Source organism: Synechococcus sp. SynAce01, assembly GCF_001885215.1.
GTDB classification, from domain to species: domain Bacteria; phylum Cyanobacteriota; class Cyanobacteriia; order PCC-6307; family Cyanobiaceae; genus Regnicoccus; species Regnicoccus frigidus.
Genome location: NZ_CP018091.1, coordinates 275,615 through 294,626, shown reverse-complemented (window position 1 = coordinate 294,626; position 19,012 = coordinate 275,615). Strand labels below are relative to the sequence as shown.

The 19,012-nt window shown below is 61.5% G+C and carries 20 protein-coding genes; 7 read left to right on the top strand and 13 right to left on the bottom strand.

The annotated features are described in order from the left end of the window. Window positions 1-295: 295 nt before the first annotated feature. Window positions 296-1,234, bottom strand: a complete 939-nt coding sequence (locus BM449_RS01600) for an IS481 family transposase (RefSeq protein ID WP_071799798.1) — start codon at window positions 1,232-1,234, stop codon at window positions 296-298. A 90-nt stretch (window positions 1,235-1,324) separates the two neighbouring features. Beyond that, on the bottom strand, window positions 1,325-1,738 hold the full coding sequence (locus tag BM449_RS01595) for a hypothetical protein (RefSeq protein WP_071799797.1): 414 nt from the start codon (window positions 1,736-1,738) through the stop codon (window positions 1,325-1,327). 315 nt (window positions 1,739-2,053) lie between these two features. Between BM449_RS01595 and BM449_RS01590 the strand changes: the two genes are divergently transcribed. Next, window positions 2,054-2,275, top strand: a complete 222-nt coding sequence (locus BM449_RS01590; RefSeq protein ID WP_071801845.1) for a DUF1651 domain-containing protein — start codon at window positions 2,054-2,056, stop codon at window positions 2,273-2,275. A gap of 1 nt (window position 2,276) precedes the next feature. On the opposite strand, the gene BM449_RS01585 is transcribed toward BM449_RS01590, so the two are convergent. Together BM449_RS01585 and BM449_RS01580 are read right to left on the bottom strand one after the other, a co-directional pair. Beyond that, a complete protein-coding gene (locus tag BM449_RS01585) occupies window positions 2,277-2,471 on the bottom strand; it encodes a hypothetical protein (RefSeq protein WP_071799796.1) in 195 nt (64 codons plus the stop codon). Window positions 2,472-3,159: 688 nt separating this feature from the next. Continuing rightward, the gene (locus BM449_RS01580) at window positions 3,160-4,614 is read right to left on the bottom strand and encodes a transposase (protein ID WP_083544325.1); all 1,455 of its coding nucleotides are present in this window, start codon (window positions 4,612-4,614) and stop codon (window positions 3,160-3,162) included. A gap of 487 nt (window positions 4,615-5,101) precedes the next feature. Between BM449_RS01580 and BM449_RS01575 the strand changes: the two genes are divergently transcribed. After that, window positions 5,102-5,350: a hypothetical protein gene (locus BM449_RS01575; RefSeq protein ID WP_071799795.1), complete on the top strand. Its 249-nt coding sequence runs from the start codon at window positions 5,102-5,104 to the stop codon at window positions 5,348-5,350. Window positions 5,351-5,416: 66 nt separating this feature from the next. Here the strand turns inward: BM449_RS01575 and BM449_RS01570 are convergent, their stop codons facing one another. The 9 genes from BM449_RS01570 to rppA form a co-directional block, all read right to left on the bottom strand. After that, window positions 5,417-6,016: a hypothetical protein gene (locus BM449_RS01570; protein WP_145537217.1), complete on the bottom strand. Its 600-nt coding sequence runs from the start codon at window positions 6,014-6,016 to the stop codon at window positions 5,417-5,419. Between the two features lie 152 nt (window positions 6,017-6,168). Beyond that, a complete protein-coding gene (locus BM449_RS01565; protein WP_071799793.1) occupies window positions 6,169-6,540 on the bottom strand; it encodes an AbrB family transcriptional regulator in 372 nt (123 codons plus the stop codon). 77 nt (window positions 6,541-6,617) lie between these two features. Then, window positions 6,618-7,283, bottom strand: a complete 666-nt coding sequence (locus tag BM449_RS01560; RefSeq protein ID WP_233830935.1) for a thermonuclease family protein — start codon at window positions 7,281-7,283, stop codon at window positions 6,618-6,620. Next, complete coding sequence (locus tag BM449_RS01555) at window positions 7,280-7,405, bottom strand: HepT-like ribonuclease domain-containing protein (protein ID WP_083544324.1); 126 nt, start codon at window positions 7,403-7,405, stop codon at window positions 7,280-7,282. Before BM449_RS01555 ends, BM449_RS01560 begins: the two co-directional genes overlap by 4 nt. Window positions 7,406-7,439: 34 nt before the next feature. Further along, a complete protein-coding gene (locus BM449_RS01550; protein WP_071799792.1) occupies window positions 7,440-7,727 on the bottom strand; it encodes a nucleotidyltransferase domain-containing protein in 288 nt (95 codons plus the stop codon). A gap of 281 nt (window positions 7,728-8,008) precedes the next feature. Beyond that, window positions 8,009-8,443 (bottom strand): DUF302 domain-containing protein, encoded by a 435-nt coding sequence (locus BM449_RS01545; RefSeq protein WP_233830933.1) that lies wholly within the window; start codon window positions 8,441-8,443, stop codon window positions 8,009-8,011. Next, a complete protein-coding gene (locus BM449_RS01540; RefSeq protein WP_233830931.1) occupies window positions 8,440-8,970 on the bottom strand; it encodes a DUF305 domain-containing protein in 531 nt (176 codons plus the stop codon). Before BM449_RS01540 ends, BM449_RS01545 begins: the two co-directional genes overlap by 4 nt. A gap of 243 nt (window positions 8,971-9,213) precedes the next feature. After that, window positions 9,214-10,590, bottom strand: coding sequence for a two-component system sensor histidine kinase RppB (gene rppB, locus BM449_RS01535; RefSeq protein WP_071799789.1), 1,377 nt, complete (start codon window positions 10,588-10,590; stop codon window positions 9,214-9,216). Window positions 10,591-10,605: 15 nt separating this feature from the next. Further along, on the bottom strand, window positions 10,606-11,304 hold the full coding sequence (gene rppA / locus BM449_RS01530; protein WP_083544323.1) for a two-component system response regulator RppA: 699 nt from the start codon (window positions 11,302-11,304) through the stop codon (window positions 10,606-10,608). 123 nt (window positions 11,305-11,427) lie between these two features. Between rppA and BM449_RS01525 the strand changes: the two genes are divergently transcribed. From BM449_RS01525 to dmeF, 5 genes are all read left to right on the top strand, one after another. After that, on the top strand, window positions 11,428-11,994 hold the full coding sequence (locus BM449_RS01525) for a hypothetical protein (protein ID WP_071799788.1): 567 nt from the start codon (window positions 11,428-11,430) through the stop codon (window positions 11,992-11,994). A gap of 42 nt (window positions 11,995-12,036) precedes the next feature. Then, entirely contained in the window at window positions 12,037-15,207 is a 3,171-nt protein-coding gene (locus tag BM449_RS01520) for an efflux RND transporter permease subunit (RefSeq protein WP_083544322.1), read from the top strand. A gap of 113 nt (window positions 15,208-15,320) precedes the next feature. Further along, window positions 15,321-16,442, top strand: coding sequence for an efflux RND transporter periplasmic adaptor subunit (locus tag BM449_RS01515; RefSeq protein WP_162922823.1), 1,122 nt, complete (start codon window positions 15,321-15,323; stop codon window positions 16,440-16,442). 70 nt (window positions 16,443-16,512) lie between these two features. Next, the gene (locus BM449_RS01510; RefSeq protein ID WP_083544320.1) at window positions 16,513-18,027 is read left to right on the top strand and encodes a TolC family protein; all 1,515 of its coding nucleotides are present in this window, start codon (window positions 16,513-16,515) and stop codon (window positions 18,025-18,027) included. Window positions 18,028-18,043: 16 nt separating this feature from the next. Continuing rightward, window positions 18,044-19,006, top strand: coding sequence for a CDF family Co(II)/Ni(II) efflux transporter DmeF (dmeF, locus tag BM449_RS01505; protein WP_071799786.1), 963 nt, complete (start codon window positions 18,044-18,046; stop codon window positions 19,004-19,006). Window positions 19,007-19,012 lie beyond the last annotated feature (6 nt).

Below are 19,012 nucleotides of genomic sequence, written 5' to 3'. Positions count from 1 at the left end.
TTTCTGGTCATGAACCTGGCGTAGCTACCCATGTGAACTTCCAGGGAATGTCCCCTCGCATCGGACAGCTGTTTGGGCTGTAAGCCCAGGCGGTGACCGTCGGCTGAATACCTGTGCCTGGAGGAGTAGGGGGTGAGCTGCTGCTTGTCCCGATCAGCCTCAGGCGCAATTGAACCCGACATCGGCAGGCGACGCAGTTTCGAAATTCACTGCAATGCATTGTCAGAGGACATCACCTACGTGTCCGTGGCACTCAGGTATCCGACCAGGCCTCTAGATGTGCTTTCTCACCAGGTCATTCAGCGATCAGCAGCCGCTGGAGGCATTGCTGAGGAGTGAGGCCACCGAGAGCCATGTGGCACCTGCTGCCGTTATAGATCCCCAGATAGCGGGGTAGCCAGCGGTTGCGTTCATCCGATGTTTGGTAGGCGATCACGTAAGCCCATTCCGCCAGGATGGTTTTGATGAACCGTTCGGCCTTCCCGTTGGTCTGCGGCGTGTAGGGCTTGGTGCGGATGGGCTTGAGATCCAAGGCGCGACAGGCTTTTCGCCAGTCTCCAGAGCGGTAGGAGGGGCCGTTGTCTGAGAGGATCCGCCGACAGGTGATCCCCTGCTCAGAGAACCAGCCGACGGCACGGGCCAGGAATCCAACGGTCGTCTCCTTCTGCTCATCAGCCAGCACTTCGACGTAGGCCAGGCGGGTGGCGTCGTCGATCGCGACGTGCACCTTTTCGTAGCCGGCACCTCGGGAGGAGCCTTGACGACGGTCGCCGGTGATGCGGTGGCCGACCCGCTCAAACCTGGCCAGCTGTTTGATGTCGACATGGATCATGTCCCCGGGGCGCTCCCACTGGTAGCGACGAACAAGACGTTTGGGGTCAAGGTTCTTCAGTCGTCCCAGACCCAGGCCCTTCATGAGCCGACCAACGGTGGAGAGGGGCGCACAGAGAGCCCTGGCGATGCGGCGGAGCGTGCAGCGCTGGTGCCGCAGGTCTACAGCCTGCTGGAGTTGCTGCGGATCGAGCGTCCGCCGCTGGGTGCGGCGAACACTCCGTCGATCCGCCAGTGCCGCTACGCCGCCTGCTCGAAACCTGGAGAGCCACTTGTAGGCCGTACGCAGGCTGATCCCGGCTTGTGCTGCAAGGGCTTTGAGTGGCACGCCTTCATCGAGATGCCGGCGGATGAGCCGTTCCCGACTGATGGGTGTCAGTCGGGCCAGAGGGTGGCTATGCATGGTGTGTGAGGTCTTGGGACGGTGGTGACACTCCGACCCTGGCGACCTCACACCCCCTTGTCAGCTGAACAACGTGGTGGGACTACACATCTAGATGGCTCGATCCAAACGAACATGGCCTGCGTTGGTGCAGCGCCCAGGTTCACCCTCGGCGGCGGTGATGCTGCCGTTGAGACGATCGATGCTGAACAGAAGTACACCGCTTCCGGGCTGCAGGATTTGAATCTTCCAGCTGGCAACTTGAGCGAGCACCGATCGACGCTGCCCGCTGGTCGGCCAGAACGACAAACCTCTACCCGAGCCTTCGCTGAGGCTGAAGTCAACGAGGGTTCCTAGGCCCCCGACGGAGGCGGGCGGTAACGAGCAGATCATGTCGATGGGGGCCGCCAGGGCCGGTAGGCCAAGGAGAAGCGGCATCCATATCAGCAGAAGGGCCTTGAGCTCCGGCCGGAAGCGGGCGCTCATAAACCGGGGCTCGACGGTGGCGAGGTTGGCGGGTGCCATGGGCCTAGGGGGCAATTGTGGTGAGGGATGACGATGCCACCTGCCCAAACCGGTGATGAGGGAGAGGTGAGAACGACTTTCACCTGATGATGAGGTGAAACAACAGTAAAGACTGTCAGGCGACAGCGAAAAAGGACCTCGTCCTGCTGTTCTCGATCGGGCATAGAGGCAGGTGGAGGGACGGATGAAGTGCTGTCTTACTTCACCTTCTGCCTCCAAGGTGTGTTTCCTTGCGCCCAATGGCGCCAGCTCCACCACGCTTGGCAGCATCGGGCTCACGATCGGCGAGAATACAGCCGTACTATTCTCTTCTTCATGGACGGCTGGCTCCAGCAGCCCAATGGCCGCAATGTCCTCCGCTTCCACCGTGATCCTGCTGCTCGCTACAAGGCCTACGTGTTCATCGATCGAGGGGAGCCGATTCCCGGTCAGCCAGCCCTGCTGAAGCGGCGAGAGAGGCTCTCCCGGAAGTGGGCGGTCGAGCAGTGGCAGAAGTTACTGAAGGCGGGCTGGAGAAGGGTGGAGCCACAGTGGTAGTTCAGATCACCCCAACTGGGCTGATGGCATCCGGCACCGCAAGCAACAGATCCAGCACCTGTCGCACTGCAGGCTCACGGTCAGGGTTGTGCACCGCCGTGAAGACCCCGGCCGTAATGCGGGCCTCGATCTCTTGAAGGCTGACCGTGCTGTCCATCAAGAGCTGGATGGAGATATCAGAGGTGGTGAGAGGCATCGGTCAGGGGTAGCTGGTGACAGTGTTCCCACTTTTCTTGGGTTGGACCCTGAGATGAGCGTGGTGGCCCTGACTCAATGAACCCACCCAGAAGGAGACCAGAACCTAGGGGTTTCCCTCAGCCATAATTCGTAGTGCTAAGGGGCGCGCTGCAGTATTGGCAACACTCCTAGGTACAGCCGATCTCGCCCCAGAGGTAGAACGATCTTCCTTGTGATGGGTAAACGCAACGGTCTTGAACTAGATTAGAATCGTGGCCTACTGACCACCCAACTCCCAATTCCCACACGTAAAAGACGACGCTCCCAATGCTGGAGCAGAAGGGAATGAGTTGCTCTACATACTTCCTGGCGAGCTGTGGGCTACTGGTGAGGGCTTGATTGGCGTTGTGTGCCTTCTGAGTAGCCTGCTGCCTTCGTGACCACTGCGTATTCAGGTTGAAGACTATTCGCTTCTGCCTCACTGAAATGGGCGAGGAGGCAGCGGGACTTTCCGATAGTGGTGAATATATTTGCACATTCTGTAAATCTCCGCCTAGGAGTTTGTTGCCGATAAAGCAGGGGCCCGCCGGTCACGGCAAACTCGGCCCTGAGTCGAAGCGATGAGGCCCCCTTCTTTCGTTTCTAGGGTCTTTCGATTTGTGTTTGAGCCAATCCTGAGTGCCATCGCCAGGGTTTGGCCATGCCCCTCATCCCGTTGCCGCCACCAGCGCCTGTTGCTGTGATCGCCTGAACCTGAACAACTTCAACAGGTTGTGGGTGGCGGCGATCAGGTGCCATTCGCCGCTCACCTTCTCAATGCCCTTCAACAGAAAGCGGCGTAGACCGCGGGCTTCCTTGATCTGCCCGTTCACCGGCTCCACGATCGCCTTGCGCTGGGCGTAGATCTTGGCGCCCTTCTTGCTTCTGATCTTGCGGGCCATGCGGGCTTTGGCATCGGCGTTCCTGGGCAGCGGTCCGCATTTCGGCGGGGGCGGCTGGCCGTGGGGCAGCCGGCCGGTGGCGATGTAGGCATCAATGCCCTGATCAGCGCATGCGTTGGCGTTGTTATCGCTCCAGTAGCCCGCATCCATCGTCATCACCGTGGGCAGGGCACCGGCGCTGGCGGCGATGCGTACCAGCATGGGTTCCAGATGCTCGACATCCGGCGGCTGGTTGCTCACCCCGACCGCCACGATCACCTGGTAGTCGCTGTCCACCGCCAACTGGCAGTTGTAGCCCTGGATGTAGTGGCTATCTGACTTCATGAGATGGCTGTCGGCGTCGGTGAAGTTCCGCTGGGTTTTGTTCTGCGGTGTGCCATCGGCCCTTCTCGCCAGACCACGGCGTGGCATCGCCTCAGGCGCCAAGGGCTCCAGATCCGGCGGTTCCACATCGGCGATCTCGGCAGCCTCGATTGCCTTCTCACGGGCCGCCCTGGCCTTGGCTGCTGCTGCCTCGGCTTTCTTGTCAAGATCGGCCTTCTCGGCTGCCGGTGCATCCGATTCCCGGGCGGCAGTGGCTTGGGCCTTGGCCTCTTCTGCTTCCTCGTGCCGCTGACGTGCTGCTGCTGCGGCGGTCTCCGCTTCCATCTCCTTGCGGGCCTGGCGGATCCTGGCCAGGCGGTCCTGACGCCGCCTCAGTTCATCGAGGAGCTCACTGCCCAGCTTCCCCTTGCCGTAGCGGCGATCCTCCTGGGCATCAAGGATCTCGGCCTTGCGCATCAAGGCATTGATCTCTTTCTCCAGCTGCTTCTCCGCCCTGAGCATGCGCTCGTGGCTCATGGCTTTGTGCATGGAGGCATTGGCCTGCACCTTGGTGCCGTCCAACGCCACATGGCCCAGGCTCACAACCCCGGCCTTCTGGCACAGGCGCAGGATCTGAACAAATAGACCCCTGAGGGAATCGAGGTTGCGGCGACGGAACTCACTGATCCGTGTGTGGTCCGGCTGCTGGTTGCCCGTCAACACCCGAAAGGCCAGATCCTCGTAGCAGGCGCGCTCGATCTTGCGGGAGGAGACGATGCCCACGCAGTAGGCGTAGAGCAGCAGCATGGTCATCATGCGCGGATCAAAACCCTTCTCACCGCGTGGATCCTTGGCCTGAGCGGGGATCAGGATGGAGGAGAGATCCAGCTCAACCACCAAATCCAGCAGGAAATCCACCTGGTGATCAACCGAGAGCCAGTCACGGGGTTGTGGCGGCAGCAGGGTCGTCTGCTCCGGCTACCAGGGGCGGAAGGACTTTGGCTTCTGCATGCCCAATTCTCGTGGGCAGATCCATTGCTGCCACTGGGATCTGGGCAGATTCGTGGGCGTCTGTGGAGAGCTCGGCCGCTGATCCATGCGCGACAGGCTCCGAGTTATGGGGAACGGGCCAAGCCGGAGCGCTCAGGCTCATCGGGTCCACCGGAATGGTGGGGTAGGGCGATGCCCTCGACAAAGGGGAGCGGAGTGGATCGCGTACCGATTGCCAGCGCTTGGGGAATCCGGGCGGTGGAATCACAAGAGCGATTAGAGAGGCGGCTGGAGGCGGGTCTTCCCATCGTCCGCCCCGCGGCAAGGACGGTGCAAGTCGGCCTGACGGCCGACCCTTGCCATGCGGTGCGGCGGTAGGGGCGTCCCGCCTGCGCGCCAACTGGCGTCTGCTGCCATGCCCCGTCCCATCAACAGCGGCACCGATCCCGTGCTGCTCCTGCTCAGCTGCCGCGAGGCCATCCGCGCCGTTCTCTTAGCGGCCGAGGCCACACGGGCCCATGGAGCTCCCTTTTCAGCCACTGAACGGCACTTCCTGCGGCAAGTGGCGCTGCCGGTGATCGAGCAATTCCTCAGCCGCATCCAGCAGATCCGCAGCGAGCAGGAACAGCAGCAGTGGGAGCGCTTTGCGGCAGGCCCCGGGTGAGGCGGCCGGGCCCTCCAGCGGCAGCTGAGCCGGCGCCCGCTGCCCATTGGGCCTACGGGTTGTAAATCAGCGATTGACAGCGGGTGCTGGCAGCCGCTCAAGCAGCAGCTCCAACTTGCGGTCCTGTTCCTGCAGCACTCCCAGGAAATGTGCAGCGGACACGCCCAGCACGGCAAGCCAGGCCAGGGAGGTCAACAGAACAGCCCGCAGAACTCCAGAGGCAGCCACTGCAGCAGGAGCAGGAGCAACAACCGTTTGGCTTGCCTTCTCTGCAGACTTGTCCTCCACTTGCAGATTGAGGACGAGCTTCAGCACCGCTTCCGGCGTCACCGGGACGATGGCGGAACCCGGTGTTGGTGATCGCGTGGTCTCCAGCAGTTCCTGCCGGCAGCGATGCAGTCCGCCGCCTGCCCAAAACAGCCCCCAGGCTTTGGTGTTGCGTTGCAGCACCACCCAACGCTTTGGTCTGGCGTCGTTACGCGCCAGCTGGCAGGCTTTGACCAGCGACCAGCTCCGGCCAGCCGCCACCGAGGGATCGGCCTCCAGCAGCAACCTGCCGTGGGGATCACAGGTGAAACCGGTCACCACTTTCAGCGCAAAGACGTCGACGATCTGGCATTGGACAGATCGCTGAGCCTCGCTCCACTCCGGTGCCACGAACAACAAGGCTCCACCGTGCCGTCGCAGGCAGTTTTTGACGAGCTGGTTTTCCTGCACCGTGACCCTGCAGCAGTGGCAATCACGCTAGGGAAAGTTGTTCGTCGCACCAACCGCAGTGGAGGCCTTGACGTCAGCCGTAACAGAGCTGCACGCTCGCCTCATTCCTCGTCGTCGACCGCACCAGCAGGAATCAGCCGGATCTGTTTCTTGCCCAGCTTGATCTCGAATTCATCGCCAGGCTTGAGGTCAAGCAGGGCGGTGTAAGCCTTGCCCACCAGCAAATTTCCGTTGAACTGGATTTTGGCGGTGTAGCTCAAGCTGCGCCCACCACTGCCGCGTCCTTTGCTAGTGCCATCACCAAAGCTGAGGCCTTTGGCCTCCAACAGGGCCTCGTAGAAGGCCGTGAAGTTCAGGCGCTCACTGCCATCTTTCTTGGTGCTCACGTAGCCGGCAGCTCGCACCAGATCAGATTTGGAGCCATCTCCAAGTTCTTTGACTTTGGCGAGCAGATCAGATCCAACAAGGGCCATCGATGTAGAGCAAGAATGGAACCAACATAGCAAGATGGAAGAGGGTTTTGGCGTAAAAGGTGCGGCCAACCGTCATCTCAAGGGCGCAGACTTTCGCAGGCTTCCCCATCGCCGTTGCCATCGAGATAGCTGTGACCCTGGCGCAGCAGTTCCTGGGCCAGGGCATAGGAGCCGATCTCGCTGCAGCGATAGCGGCGGCCGCCAGGAACGGATCTGGAATCAGCAGCAGATCCCGATGATCTTCTACTGCGTCGGAAGTCCCAGGGCCTGGTGATTCCGCCAGGCACCTTCCACACCCCATAGCGGCGCCGGTTGGCTCTGAATTCGGCATCGAGATAGGCCTTCTCGTCGCAATGGCCCAGGAACTTCCGATACGCAAAGGCCATCCCGTCTTCCACCATCGCCAAGTTCAAGTTGACCTCCCCGATCACTTCGGCCACGGTGCGGCCATAGCGATCCACGGTCTGAGAAAGGAGGTTCACCTTGCTGCCGATCTTCAACCGGCTCTGCAGATAGCTGCGGGCCTGTTCGCCATAGGGAGCCTGGGCCATCTCGGGCGCATCAATGCAGGCCAGCCGCACCGTGATCCGCTGCTGACCCTGTTGAACGCGGATGGTGTCGCCATCACCGATCGAGAGCAGCGTGGCGGAAGCCTGTTGGTTGGCCTGCGCGGTGTCGGCGGAGAAAACGTTGCCCCACCCAGCGATGAACGCAGCGGCACCGATCAGCAGCCACCTGATCAAAGGGCGAGCACAGGTTCGATCTGCTCCAGCAGCGCTGGCAATTGCTCGCTCAACGTGATCCACACCTCTTCGAGGTCCACTCGGTCATAGGCATGGATGAGTACGTCCCGCATCCCGGCCATCTCCCGCCAGGGGTATCACGGTCCCTTGGCTCGATCACAGGGGAATGGCGTCCCGCTCAGCAAAAGCCAGGACGGCTGGCTTGAGATTGCGGCGGCGAATCAAATCCACGCGGCAGTGCAACGTGTCTTCCAAAGCCAGCTTCAGGGCGATGCGCTCCAGCAGACCCGTGCGCGGGGGCAGATCCACCAGGAGATCCAGGTCACTGTCGGCTCCTGCCTGATCACGGGCCACCGAGCCAAACGCCGCCACATTGCTGGCGCCGTGTGCCGTCGCAATCTCCCTGATCCTTGGAGCCTGAGCCAGCAGGTCGTCGAGGCGCATGGCAACTCAGAAGCCGTGGTCAGCCTAAGAGAGACAGCTCAGCTCGGCACGTCTACGCATGGCCTTGTCAGGGCCTAACTCAGTTCCAATGAGAAGGGCGCCCCGTGTCGAGCGCCCTACTGCTGCGCAGAAGCCAAGGGCTAGGGCCGGTTGCAGGGCTTGGTGAAGTTCTCTGACCTCGATGGCTGATGAAAAGCCGTTGCCGTTCTCGGAAGCGAGCTGATCCAGCCGCCGTGACCCATCGAAAGGCAGCCGGATCTGCCGCTCCCGATCGATCGGTGTCAGCCGGAAAGGCTGGTTGACACGGACGGCCAAGCCGCAGCGGCCTCGATGATCGCCGTGGTGGAGGCCTCCACGGCTCTAGCCACCTCCCGAAGGGAGGGATCGGCCGAGAGGCTGGCGAGCATCGCCTCGGGGCGGATCATGCCGATGCGGGTCTGGCCGGCTTCGGTGTAGATGGAGATCCTGCAGGGCAGAGCCATGTTGAGCGCCATCGTGGTGCTGAGCACCGCGGCGGCCTGCTGGGGGTTGCACACCTCGAAGATGCGGCACTGTTCCGGGAACGGCAGGCCTTTGCTGCGCAGGGTGTTGCCCAGATCATGCACGGCCAGCACGCCGAAGCCCTGATCCAACACCGCCTCCTGGAGGGCGGCACTGGCCTCCTCGAAGGATTTCGGCGTGTCGAGGATGAAGAACTGATCCATCGGTGGCGTCAAGGCTTGCCGTACCAGCTGCGATACCACTGGGACATTTGCTGGATTTCATCGCTCTGCACCCGCAGCATGGCCTGCTGCAACTGACGTAGCTCCGGGTGCTGGCTGTTGGTCTGAGCCATTGACGCCATCATCACGCCCATTTGATGGTGGGGAATCATCTGTTCGATGAAGGCGCGATCGAAGTCAGGGGCGGTGCTCAGGGCGGTCAGGTTCGTACCCATGTTGCCCATGAATCCACCTCCCATTCCCATTCCCATAGGCCCCATCCCGCCCTGCCAGCCCCAGCTCGAGCCAGGCCCCCAGGGCGACACCCCCTGGCCGTACCACTCCTGGTACCAGGCGCGCATCTGGGCGTTCTCCTTGGTCTGACTGGCCTTGATGCTCTTGGCGAGGGCCTTGATCTCAGGCCTGCGTGACTTCGTGAGAGCGAGATCAGCCATGGCGATCGCCCCGTCGTGGTGCGGGATCATCATCACGATGAACTGCTGATCTGAGTAGCCCATCCCCATCTGGCCAGGTTCCCCCATGCCTCTGCCAGAACCAGGCATCCATGAACTACCCCTGCTCTGAGACCACGACGGGCAACCCGTCAGCAGGGTCAAGGAGAAGGCCCCTGCAGTGGCAAAGGCCAGGAGGGCCGGTCTCCAGGCTCTGGTCTGTTTGGAATCGTTTGCCATCTGAGCTGCACCTTCGTCTTGAACCTCTGCTTTCAAGCTCGCCACGCACAGGGACGGTGACGCTGATCAGGTGAGAAGGTTCACTCTTGTGCTTCAGCCAGCGATGGGGAGCTTCACAGAGAAGACACTTCCGGAACCAACGCTTGAGGCCACAGAGATCTGTCCGTGATGGCGGCGCACAATGGCCGCCACGATCGAGAGTCCAAGGCCGGTGCCGCCCTGACGACGGGAGCGACCTGGATCACTGCGAAAGAAACGATCGAAGATGCGTCGTTGATCCGCCGGGGTGATGCCAATACCGCTGTCCTGTACTTGCAGCAGCCCATGGCTTCCCTCTCGCCTCACTCTCAGAACCACTTCTCCACCCGTAGGCGTGTACTGAATTGCGTTGAGGAGCAAGTTGGATACGAGCCGATAGAGATCAGGCTCCACTCCCAGCACGTCAAAGTCGTCTGCACCACCCACCAGGTGCAGCTGCACGCCTGCCGCCGCCGCCGCCTCGCTGGTCTCCTCCACCAGGTCGCGCGCGATCTGCGCCAATGGACACGGCTGCGGCGCCGAAGCTGCCTCAGGTCCATCGAGCCGGGCGAGAAGCAGAAGGTCGCTGATCAAGCGGCTCAGCCGTTGCCCCTGCCCAGTGACCACGGCCAGCGTCTGATCCAGTCTCTGGTTAATGGCGATCGGGTCAGCTGACTGCTGCGACCTGTGGGCGTCCACCACGGCCAGCAGGTTGGTCAGAGGTGCGCGTAGTTCGTGGGCCGCATCGGCGGTGAACTGCTCCTGCTGCCGGTAGGCCGCCAGCAGCGGCCGCATCGCCAGGCCGGACAACCACCAGCTGGCCAGGGCTGCCACCAGCAGCGCCAACACCACGATCGTTTGGGCCGACCACCACAGCCGTTCCCGCTCCGCATCGAGCCCGCGCAAGCTGCGCCCGATCTGCAGATACCCCCAATCCAGTTCCTTCTGATCTGTGCCTGGCTGCCCTGGCGTGTCGGAGCGGTGCAGATGGATCGAATACTGCAGGAAGCGCTCCTTTGCTTGTTCCTCCACCACGGTCCAGGTGGGGCCAGGGCTTGGCCCCCTGGCTTTTGGTGATCCAGGGGAGTGAGCGATCAGAACGCCACGGGGATCAAGCAGACGCAGGTAGAAGCGCTCCGAATCAGTGATGCTCACGGCATGGCGCGGCAGCAGCGAAGCGGGTGCCAGACAGGGATCACCCACCAGGCAAAGACCGGGGAGAACCGAGGCGAGCTCGGGAGAGGGCCTGGCTTCTGCAGGCAGCAACGGCTTGAGGCTGTCATGCAAGGTGCCGGCCAGAGTTTCCACCTCGCTCTCGAGGGCCGACCAGTTGGCGCGCATCAACAGTCCAAACATCCCGTAACCCGCGCCATAGAGGATCACCCCGATCACCACCAGGTAGGCAGCCGCCAGCCGCAGACGACTGCGGGGAATGGGACCAAGCTTGAGCATGGGGCGCTTCCCTCGCTAGGGCTCCGGATCGAAGCGATAGCCCTTCGAGGGCACGGTGTCGATCGGAGAGGGCAGCCCGTGACTGGCGATCTTGCGCCGCAGCAGCCGCACCTGGGCAGCGACCACATTGCTGATCGGATCCTCATCGAGCGACCAGAGCTGGGCGCGCAAGCGTGATCCCGGGATGATTTCGCGGGGATGCTCCATGAAGTAGCCCATCAGCTGGAGTTCCTTGGCAGACAAAGCGATCGTCGTGGTTCCAAGCGCCTCCTCGACGCTGAGGCAGCCTTCAGCTGGATCGAGAACGTAAGAACCAGCGCGGAGCACAGGCTCGCGGTAACTGGGCTGGCGCCGATGCAGCGCCCTGATCCTTGCCAGTAGTTCCTCCATCGCAAACGGCTTGCTCAGGTAGTCGTCGGCGCCGGCATCGAGGCCCTGAACCCGGTGCTTGGTGTCGGCCAGGGCCGTGAGCATCAGCACCGGCAGATCGAGTCCGGCCCCACGCAGGCGCCGGCAGAGGTCAACTCCCGTCAGACCCGGCAGCATCCAATCAACGATCGCCAGGTTGTACGTGGCTAGATCGCTGCGGAGCAAACTCCATGCCCCCAGGCCCTCAGCAACGTGATCAACCACATGCCGCTCGGCACTGAGCACGGCCTGGATTGCAGCGGCCAGCTCGGCCTCGTCCTCGACCAACAGGATGCGCAGGGGCATGGGCCTGGGTCATGGGGCGGCGGGTGACGCTGATCCTAGTGAGAACAGGCGGTTTCACCTGTTTTTCATCCCACCTGCGGCATCCTCGGCGAGTCCTTGTCCTGCCTTTGCGGCAGCAGCAGCATGCACGCATTACTTCTGGCCGGCAGCCTCAGCCTTGGAACGCTGGCCCTCGGCAGCGTCAGCCCGGCCCTGGCCCATGTGGGGCATGGCGATGAGTTTCAGCAGACGGGGGACGTGCGCCAGGTGAAGGCGAGCACGGAGATCGATTCGCTGCTGGGAATCACCACCGCAGCAGCCACAGAGGCTGGTGGTGTTGTCACCATTCCCGTCGCCGCCGTGGTGGATGCGGATGGCAAGCCGCTGGTGTTCGTGAAGTACGGCTCCAGCTATGACCCGGTCTTCATTCAGACAGGTGCCAGTCAGGGCGATCAGATCGCAGTGACTGACGGCGTGACAGTTGGCGAGAAGGTGGTGAACCAGGGTGCACTCTCTCTCTACGCCGAGTCCAAGAAGAGCCAGAGCGCAGCAGCAGCCAGCGGAGAAGGAGCCACAACGGCAGCGGCAACCCCAGTGGCCGCCACCGCGGCAGAAGCGGCTGGTCTCAACCCCTTGGTGATTGGTGCCGGTGCCGCAGTGCTGGTGGTTGGCGGGGTGGTGGTGGCCTCGCGCCTGGGCAAAAAGAACTGACCCCCGAACCCCTCGTTCTCTCCCGCTCCTCAACTCGATTTCATGCTCAACCGCCTGCTCAACCAGACGCTGCGGACCTCGATCACCAGGAGATGGTTGGTTGTTGTTGCCGCCATCTTGATCACCCTCTGGGGCCTTTCCATCCTGAGCCGGATGCCCCTCGATGTCTTTCCCCAGTTCGCCCCACCACAGGTGGATGTGCAGACCACAGCCGATGGTCTCGCGCCCGAGGAAGTGGAGTCACGCATCACCGTGCCGATCGAATCGGCCGTCAATGGTCTGCCGGGTGTGAAAACGGTGCGCTCGTCTTCCAAGGTCGGACTCTCAATGGTGCAGGTGGTCTTTGATCAGAACGCCGATATCAACCGGGCTCGTCAATCGGTGGCGGAGCGCCTTGGGCAGATCTCCTCGGTACTTCCAGCCAACGCCGGCAAGCCGGAAATCTCTCCGCTGCTTTCCCCTCTCGGCACGATCCTGCAGTACGCCTTCACCGTCAGCGAGGACGGCTCCACCACGCCGATGGAGCTCCATCGCCTGGTAGTCAGGACCTTTCGCAACCAGATTCTGTCCATTCCAGGGGTGGCCCAGGTCAGCTTTTACGGCGGCGATGAGCCCCAGCAACAAGTGCTGATTGATCCAGAGGAGCTGCAGCGTCGCCAGATTTCGCTGCAGGCCGTTGCTGATGGTGTGGCTGGCGCCAGCGCCATCACCCCCGGCGGTTTCCTCGTCGGCGGAGGCCAGGAAAGGCTGATCCGACCGTTCGGCCAGGCCACCGATAGCAAGGATCTGTCGAGCGCGGTGGTTGTTGACCAGACAGGCAGAAGCGTGCCACTGACGGCTGTGGCCGAGGTACGGCGTGCCCCGGCTCTCAAGCGCGGAGACGGCAGCTTCAACGGCAAGCCGGCGTTAGTGCTGATGATCAACAAACAGCCCGACATCGACACTCCCAAGGTCACCCGTGAGGTGGAGGAGCGAATCGCCGCCCTCAGCCAGACCCTGCCGAGTGACATTCAGGTCAAGCGCACCTTCCGTCAGGCCAGCTTCATTGATACAGCGATCAATAACGTCAGTGGTTCGCTGATCGAAGGCATCGTGATCGTCTCGGTGGTGATGGTGCTGTTCCTGATGAACTGGCGTACCGCCGTCATCACCCTCAGTGCCATCCCCCTGTCTTTGTTGATCGGCTTGATGCTGATGCGTGCCTTCGGGCTGGAGATCAACACCATGACCCTCGGTGGGTTGGTGGTGGCGATCGGCTCGGTGGTCGACGACGCCATTGTCGACATGGAGAACTGCTACAGCGGCTTGCGCCGCAACCAGGCCGCCGGTCGGCCCAGCAATCCCCTGCAGGTGGTGTTTGACACGTCGGTGCAAGTGCGCCAGCCGGTGATTCTCTCCACCGTGATCATCGTGGTGGTCTTCGCGCCGATCTTCAGCCTGTCGGGGGTGGAAGGACGGATCTTCGCGCCGATGGGCCTGGCCTATCTGTTCTCGATCGTGGCCTCCACCCTGGTGGCGATCACGCTCACGCCTGCGCTCTGCGCGATTCTCCTGGCCAGGGCCCAGCTTCCAGCGGAGAACACCTGGATTGCGGACCGGGCGGAGCGGCTCTACCGGCCGCTGCTGGAGATCGCATTGGTTTCACCCAAGCGGGTGCTCTCCGTTGCCCTGGTGGCCGTCGTGGTGGCCTTCACCATCCTGCCCAGCCTTGGGCGGGTCTTTCTGCCGGAGTTCCGCGAGAAGTCCCTGGTGAATTCGATGGTGCTCTACCCCGGCGTGTCGCTGGAGATGACCAACCGCGCCGGCCTCGCACTCTCCAACACCCTGATGGCCAGCCCCCTGTTCGAGTGGGTGCAGGTGCGGGTTGGCCGGGCCCCCGGTGATGCCGACGGTGCTGGGGTGAATCTGGCTCATGTGGATGTGGAGCTGAGTGATCAGGCCATGAACAACCGTGAGGAGAGCATCAGACAGCTGCGTGAAGCATTCCTGAAGCTGCCTGGGGTAGCCCCAAACATCGGTGGCTTTATCTCCCACCGTATGGATGAAGTGCTCTCGGGTGTGCGCAGTGCGATCGCCATCAAGATCTACGGCCCCGATCTCGGCGAGCTGCGCAGGATCGGCGAGCAGGTGCGTGACGCCATTGAGCCGATTGAGGGGGTGGTGGATCTGCAGCTTGAGCCGCAACTGCCTATCGAGCAGGTGCAGATCCGCTTCGACCGCCAAGCGGCAGCGGTGCTGGGTCTGAATGTTCAACAGCTCTCTGAGGCCTTGGAGATTGCCCTCAACGGCAAGGTGGTAGGGCAGGTGATGGAAGATTCCCTGCCCACTGATGTGCTCGTGACGGTGAAAGCAGGAGCACGCGACAACCTCGACGCCATCCGTTCCCTTCCAATCGCTACTCCTTCCGGAGTCACAGTTCCGATCGGCAGCATTGCCCGGGTCGACAACGGCCTGGGGGCCAACATCGTGAACCGGGAGGATGTCTCCAGGTTGATCGTGGTGTCGTCCAACGTCAGTGGACGGCCGCTTGGCCCAGTCGTCAAAGACATTCAGAAGGTGATCGATTCCACCATCACTCTGCCCAGCGGCTACCTGATCCGTTATGGCGGACAGTTCGAATCCGAGGAGCGGGCCACCGCCAACTTGGTGCTCTACAGCCTGCTGGCAGTTGTGGTGATCGGTGTGCTGATGTTCATGTCGGTTCAATCACTCCCGGCAACGATCGCCATCCTCATCAACCTGCCGCTGGCCCTCGTCGGTGGCCTTGCCGCCATCCTGCTGAGTGGCGGTGTGCTTTCGGTGGCCTCGCTGATCGGCTTCATCACCCTGTTCGGGGTAGCGGTTCGCAATGGCCTGCTTCTGGTCGACAACTACAACCGCCGTCATGCGCAAGGAATAGAGCTCAGAGAGGTGATCCGCGCGGGCAGTCTTGAGCGTCTCAATGCAATTCTGATGACTGCCCTGAGCTCGGCTCTGGGCATGTTGCCGCTGGCCCTGGCCTTCGGGGCAGGCAACGAGATCCTCCAACCCCTGGCGATTGTGGTGCTCGGGGGGTTGATCACCTCTACCGGCCTCACTCTGCTAGTGCTCCCGGCTCTTTATGCCCGCTTCGGTAGCTGGTTGCTGCCGGCCACCGGAGTGCACCGGCGTGATGACGCTCAAGAACATTCTTTAGAAACCGTATCACCGCCGATTCTTGTCGCTAAGCAATGACGAACACCCCGAATTCTCCCTCCGGGGAAGAAGACCAGCAAGGCAAGCGGAACGGAGTTCTCCAGTTCCTCGATTCTGCAACGGTTCAATCCAGTCGGCCATGGCTGCTGCCCGTGGGGGCTGGCCTTGCCCTGGCGGTGGCTTTCGGCCTTGGCCGCTGTTCTGGCACTAGCCCACAGATCACTACCCCCTCAGACCCGAGCCAAACCGATACCAGCCAGGTCAGGGAGGGCAAGCCGATGGAGGGCGTGAAGATGAGCGAGGCCCAGTTGCGCAGCTTCGGCATCGAGCTGATCGAGCCGGAGCGAAGCAGTGGCGCCGAACGTCCGATCTCAGGTTTCGTTGAAGCTGCAGTAGGTGGCAGTTCCGCGGTGGGCGTGCCGGTAGCTGGTCGAATCCGCAAGCTGCTTGTCGCGCCCGGTGATGCTGTTCGTGCCGGGCAGCCGATTGCAGCGGTCGTCAGCCCTGAAGCGGCGATGATCTACGCCGAACTGGAAGTATCGCGGGCCCAGGCCAAGCTGGTTGACGGCCAGTATCGCCGCATGCTGCCACTGGCGAAGAAAGGCTATCTCCCCTGGCAGGAGTTAGAGAACAAACGTATCGAGATCGTGCGCGCCAATGCCGAGGTTCGAGCCGCCGCCGCCAAGGCCAGCACTGCGGACTCACCAGATGCATCGGGAAATGTTCTTTTCAAGAGCCCGATCAGCGGCCAAGTGACGGCCGTGAAGATGTTGCCTGGTAGTTTCGTGCAGGCCGGCGAAGTGGTAGCCGAAATCAGTAATCCTGGCGCAACGGAACTCCACTTTGTTGTGACACCGATTCTTGGTGAAAGCATCAAAGTCGGGGAACTGCTGCGTGTGACAGCAGGATCGCGTGAATTCCAGGCCCGGGTCACCAGTGTGGGCAGCGGCGGCAGCGGAGCTAATCGTGGCACTCTGTTGCGGGCGCAGCCGATCAACGCCACGACACCGCCGGCGGGAACGGCGGTGACGGCTTTTCCTGTGGTCAATGCCGCCGACATTCGCCTCACGGTGCCTTCAGGAGCTGTTCAGACCCTGAACGGCAGCCCAGTGGTCTTTCTCTACGAAAAGGGTGTGGCCAGGCCTCTATCTGTGGCGATTGGGAAGCAGACAGGAGGCCGCACGGAGATCCTCTCGGGCCTCAAGGGAGGCGAAACTCTTGCCGGCTCAAACACCTATGTGCTGAAGACCGAGCTGGAACGCAGTCGCCCCTAGGCCTCAGGACAGTCGCTCCATACCTACCCAGCGCAGAGCAGGGATAGGTGTAAACCATCGATCCAGTTCCATGCCAACACGACAACCACGTTTTTTGATGCTCTGGCTGCCGGTAGCCATTGCTGGCATGTTCGCCGGCCCTGAGCTGGCCGTTGCACGGACGCCTCCATCGCCCCTTTGGTTTAAGCCTCTCACCGTCGAGCCCAGCCCGATTGCCGGCAGGTTGAAGGAGCGACTTGGAGTGCTTGAGGGGCAACTCAGCAGTGAGGCGAAACGTGTGGACCTGGAAACCGCCCTGCGTTCCGGGCTGGAGAACCAACCCGAGCTGGCCATGGCCTATGCCGAGATCCAGGGAACGGAATGGCGGCTCGTGGCAGCTCGAAGGCAGTGGTCTCCCACGATCCAGCTTTCCGCCAGTCCCTTGGTCGGCCTGAATGCGTCCACGGAGTATTCCCAGCCTCTGATTCCCATCGGCCCCCAGGCGGCCGGTGCCACCGGGCCCAATGAGATCGTCCAGTTGGCAGGGGTCGAGTGGACCTTCTTTGACCCCGCTCGCGGGCCCACAATCCGCTCCGCGGGCGCCGAGCTCGAAGCTAAAAAATTCCTGTTCGACATCCGTGCCAGAGACCTGCTGCTGAGGCTCCAGACGCGCTACGTCGATCTCCAGGCGATGCTCGAAAAGATTCAGACACATCAAGAGATCTATATCTTCACCACCGAGCAGGTTATGCGCAGCGAGGCGCTCTTCAATGCCGGCTTGCGCAGCATTGCTGATGTTGAACAGATCCGCACTGCCCAACTCGAGCAACTCCAGCAGCTTTTACGAGCCTATGAAGAACTCTTCACTGACTCTGCCGAACTGGCTGGAGCCATGGCGCTGCCTGATGTGAAGTTCGTGCTGCCGTCCGAACCGCTGCAGCCCAGCGAGGCTTGGCCGCTGGACCGCGAACAGACACTTCAGCAGGCCTTGGCCCTGCGCGAGGAAATCCAGGCAAGCCTGGCCCAGGCCAGTGGGGCCTCCTGGGAGGCGAGCGCCTTACAAAATCAATATCTGCCCAAACTCTCCCTCTCGGCAGCTGCCGGCATCAACCGGCTTTCCAGAGGAAATTCGGAAACTGCCACCCTGGACGGTGCCGTTGGACTCGGATTCAGCTGGACCCTCTTTGATGGTGGGCTCCAGCGTGCTGCTGCCAACAGTCGCCGATCGGAATCGTCCCAATGGCAAGCGGAGGCAGCTCAGCAGCGGCTGCAGATCCGCAAGCAGGCGGTCGCCACCCTCGCACGCTATGCAATTTCGCAGCTGGCGATCGAAAGTGCGGAAGCCAGAATCAGAAGCTCACGGGCCGCTCTTATCGCCGTCGAATCCCGGTACGAGCTTGGGGTGACAGACATGACCACCGTGCTTGACAATCTGCGCAGTGCAGAGCGGGCCGCCGTGGATCGAATCGATGCGATACACAGCCACAACACTGCAGTCGCCAGCCTCTACCGCTATTCGGCCCAATGGCCTGCGAGCACCTTGCCGCTGGTTGAAACCCGCAAGGGCTCAGCATCTATCCGGCCAGAGCCATACAGTTCACCTTAGGGGCAACAAACACAGCATGCATAACGAAAACATTCACACTTGGCAGCACGGGCATACGTTTGGCCAAGAGCTAAGACGACCTGGAGAATCGCGCACGCTGATTGTCATTGGGATCACGGTCGTGATGATGGTGGTTGAGCTCGTCGCCGGCACGATGTTCGGCTCGATGGCATTGCTGGCCGATGGCCTACATATGGCATCACACGCCGTTGCGCTCAGCGTTTCAGCCTTCGCTTATGTCTATGCCAGGCGCAACGCCGGCAATCCTCGATTCAGCTTTGGAACCGGCAAGGTCAACGCACTTGGGGGCTTCACCGGAGCACTACTGCTAGCTGTCTTTGCACTCTTTATGGCAGTGGAAAGTGTTGGCAGACTACTTAATCCGATTGAAATTATTTTTGATCAGGCAATTTTCATTGCTGTGCTGGGCTTGCTGGTTAATGGCGTCTGTGTGCTTATCCTCGGCGTCAGAGACCACGACCATAGCCATGTTGAGCATGATCACAGCCATCACCACGGCCATCATCATGACCACAACCTCAAAGCAGCATACCTACATGTCCTTGCTGATGCGCTTACCTCTATCCTGGCAATAGTCGCCTTGCTCACTGCAAAGTATTTCGGGTTCATCTGGATGGATTCGGCAATGGGAATCGTTGGAGCTGTGCTTGTCGCGCAGTGGTCGGTCGTCTTATTACGGTCTACGAGCAGGGTATTGCTGGACCAGGAAGGTCCGCACAATCTCAGGCGCACAATCAGGCAAAGCATCGAGGCCGACGATGACACAGTGCTCACGGATCTGCATGTGTGGGCGATTGGGCCAAAGATCTATTCCGCCATCATCTCCGTCGTTGCACATGAACCACTGACGCCAGCTCAATACAAAGCATGTATCCCCAAGAACATGGGCCTTGTCCATGTCACAGTTGAAGTGCATGCATGCCCAGAATCTGCCGAAAGGTTGCAACTCGCTGGCTAGAAACAA